Here is a 3,143-nt window from a genome sequence, read left to right on the forward strand (position 1 = left end):
GATCAGCGCCATGTTCTCCAGGCCTGGGTAGCCGTGGTCCAGCGTCCAGGTGACCAGCTCATGCCAGACGACGCCGGCACCTGCCTCGACGATCCAGGCGTCGTCGCGCGCTTCCAACAGCCGGATGCCGGTAATTTCCACCTTCAGCACGACGGCATCGACATCCTTGGTCAAGACGAGGTTGCTGCCGCCGCCCAGCACGAACTTGGGCGCACGGCCCAGTTCGGGGTGATCGACGACGCGGCGGACGTCGGCCGCCTCGCGGATGCGCACCAGGCGCTTCGCCACGGCCGGCAGGCCGAAGGTGTTGTAGGGCTTGAGATTGACGTCCGCCTCGATATGGAGGGGGAGCGGCACTCCGTTCGAGGGGGTCTGTAACTGCGTGGACATGGGACAATTTTTGGATGGTTTGCGCGGCGCGCAAACAGCAAAATTTTCGCCGATTCATCTACCGACCTCCCAAATGCCCAGCTTCGACACTGTTCTCGAGCCCGATCACGTCAAGATCCGCAATGGCGTGGACAACGCCATCAAGGAAATCGGCACCCGTTTTGACTTCAAGGGCACGGGCGCCAAGGTCGAGCTCAAGGACAAGGAAATCCACGCCACGGGCGACAGCGAGTTCCAGCTGGAGCAGATCGAGGCTGTGTTGTACGGCAAGCTGACCAAGCAGGACGTGGTGATCAGCTTCCTCGACAAGGCCGAGAAGATCGAAAAGCTCGGTGGCGACAAGGTGCGCCAGGTCTACAAGATCAAGGAAGGCATCGAGGCAGCGCTGGCCAAGAAGATCGTGAACTCGCTGAAGGAAAGCAAGCTCAAGGTCCAGGCCAGCATCCAGGGTGATGCCGTGCGCGTGACCGGCAAGAACCGCGACGACCTGCAGACCGGCATCGCCCACCTGAAGAAGAACTTCAGCGACACGCCGCTCACCTACAACAATTTCCGCGATTGAGCATGCGCCGCTTTACGGGGCTCATTGCGCCCCTTCTCCTGTTGCTGGCCACGAGCCGCGCCCCGGCGCAGCCGCTGCCACCCCCGCCATCGCAGGTCCAGCTCAATGGCATGCTGGGATCACGCGCGGCCCTGTTGGTCATCGACGGTGAGCCGCGCACTGTCGAGGTCGGCGCCATGGTCAAGGGCGTCCGGTTGATCTCACTGGAGGATGGTCGCGCCGTCGTGGAATACGGCGGTCGGCGCCAGGCTCTCGCCCTCGGCGCCGCACCGGGCCGAGTGCTTGCGCAGAATGCCGCGCCGCCGCGCCAGATCGTGCTGCCCGTAGGCCCCGGCGGACATTTCACGACGCTGGGCATGATCAACGGCCAGGTCACGAGCTTCCTCGTCGACACCGGGGCGACCAGCATCTCCATCGGCCAGATCGAGGCCGAAAAGCTGGGCCTGCGCTATATGTACGGCAGGCGCATCGTCACCCAGACGGCCAATGGCGTCGTGCCGGCCTATCAGCTCCAGTTGGCGAGCGTGCGCATCGGCAGCGTCGAGGTTCGCGACGTCGAGGCCATCGTCATCCCCGGCCTGATGAGCCATGTGCTGCTTGGCAACAGCTTTCTGAACCGCTTCCAGATGCGGCGCGAGAACGACGTCATGACTTTGGAGCTGCAGCACTGATAGCAGCGGGCGGCTTCTGCAAGAATCCGGCGCCCCTCCCTAGCCGGTCCGCCTCGATGCCCCTTCAACCCGCCTTGCTGTCTGGCCTGCTGGCCGCCCTGTTGATTGCCGGCGCCCCCGCCGCGCTCGCCCAGGACGCCGCCAAGGCCTCGCGCTTCTACGAAGACGCTCTGCAGCGGTATGAAAAGCGGGACATTCCCGGCGCCATCGTGCAGCTGAAGAACGCGCTGCAGGCCGACAAGAGCCAGCTCTCGGTCCACGTGCTGCTGGGCAAGGCCTTGCTGGCCGACAGCCAGCCGGCGGCGGCCGAATTCGAGCTGGGCGAGGCCATCCGCATGGGCGTCAACCGCGCCGAGGTTGCCGTCGCCCTGGTCATGGCGCTGAATGCCCAGGGCAAGCAGTCCCAGGCGCTGGAGGACCCACGCATTCAGCCCGCCGGCCTGCCATCCGGCATCCAACAGCAGCTCATGCTGGAGCGCGCTCTGGCTCAGTCCGATATGGGCGATACCAAGGCCGCACTGGCAAGCGTGCTGGATGCACGTGCGCTGAACACCAGCGACGTGAACAGCTGGATCGCCGAAGTCCCGCTGCGGGTGCGCGGGCGCCAGTTCAACGAGGCCCATGCCGCGGCCGACCAGGCACTCAAGCTCTCACCCGACAACGCCGAGGCTCTCTATCAAAAGGCATCCGTCTTCCATGCCAACGGCCAGGTCGCCCCGGCGCTGGCCGGCTATGAGCGTGCCCTCAAGGCCCAGCCCAAGCATGCCGAATCCCACCTGGGCCGCGCCGGCCTGCTGATCRACCTGAACCGCGACGCCGAGGCGCTGGCCGAGGTCAACGAGCTCCAGACCATCAAGCCCAACGATCCGCGCGGCGCCTATCTGCGTGCTGTGCTGGCCGAGCGCGCCAACGACGCGCCCACTTCACGGGCCGCGTTGAAACGGATCACCGACCTGCTGGACCCCGTCCCCATCGAGTACATCCGCTACCGCACCCAGTTGCTGATGCTCAACGGCCTGGCGCACTACAGCCTGGGCGAGCTGGAAAAGTCCAAGCCCTTCCTGGAACTGGCCTCCCGCCAGCAACCCGGCAGCCCTCTCATCAAGCTGCTGGCCCAGGTCGCATTGAAGGAACCCAACGTCAACCGCGCCGTCGAATTGCTGGACGCCTACGTGAAGGCCCGGCCGGGCGACGGCCAGGCGTTGCTGATGCTGGCTTCCGCCCACATGAGCCAGGGGCGGCACTCGCGCGCCGTCGCGCTGATGCAGGACGCGATCAAGGCCAAGGATTCGCCGGAGTACCGCACGGCTTTGGGCCTGTCCCTGCTGCAAAGCGGGAAGGCGACACCCGCAGCCGACGAACTTGCCAAGGCCTACAAGAGCGACCCCAAGCAGACCTATGCCGGGCTGGCGCTGGTCACCCTGTATCTGCGCGAAGGCCAGGCCCCCAAGGCCCTGGCCGTGGCCGATACGCTGGCGCGCGCCAACCCGAACAATGCAACCGTCCTCATGGTCCAGGCC

At 65.6% G+C, this 3,143-nt stretch carries 4 protein-coding genes; 3 read left to right on the forward strand and 1 reads right to left on the reverse strand.

Features of this window, described 5'->3' with window-relative positions:
- Window positions 1-390 (reverse strand): FAD-binding protein (locus ACXJKR_RS28280; RefSeq protein WP_457325663.1); only part of this gene is annotated, 390 nt, incomplete at its 3' end.
- 73 nt (window positions 391-463) lie between these two features.
- Between ACXJKR_RS28280 and ACXJKR_RS28285 the strand changes: the two genes are divergently transcribed.
- The 3 genes from ACXJKR_RS28285 to ACXJKR_RS28295 form a co-directional block, all read left to right on the forward strand.
- The gene (locus ACXJKR_RS28285) at window positions 464-952 is read left to right on the forward strand and encodes a YajQ family cyclic di-GMP-binding protein (RefSeq protein ID WP_056201983.1); all 489 of its coding nucleotides are present in this window, start codon (window positions 464-466) and stop codon (window positions 950-952) included.
- A 110-nt stretch (window positions 953-1,062) separates the two neighbouring features.
- On the forward strand, window positions 1,063-1,623 hold the full coding sequence (locus ACXJKR_RS28290) for a retropepsin-like aspartic protease family protein (RefSeq protein WP_457325664.1): 561 nt from the start codon (window positions 1,063-1,065) through the stop codon (window positions 1,621-1,623).
- A gap of 56 nt (window positions 1,624-1,679) precedes the next feature.
- On the forward strand, window positions 1,680-3,143 hold a 1,464-nt coding region (locus ACXJKR_RS28295; protein ID WP_457325665.1), incomplete at its 3' end, for a tetratricopeptide repeat protein.

It is taken from the genome of Roseateles sp. P5_E11, assembly GCF_054049355.1.

Coding starts and splice junctions, on each gene's coding strand:
- ACXJKR_RS28285 (WP_056201983.1), top strand. CDS start 464: ATGCCCAGCTTCGACACTGTTCTCGAGCCCGATCACGTCAAGATCCGC.
- ACXJKR_RS28290 (WP_457325664.1), top strand. CDS start 1,063: ATGCTGGGATCACGCGCGGCCCTGTTGGTCATCGACGGTGAGCCGCGC.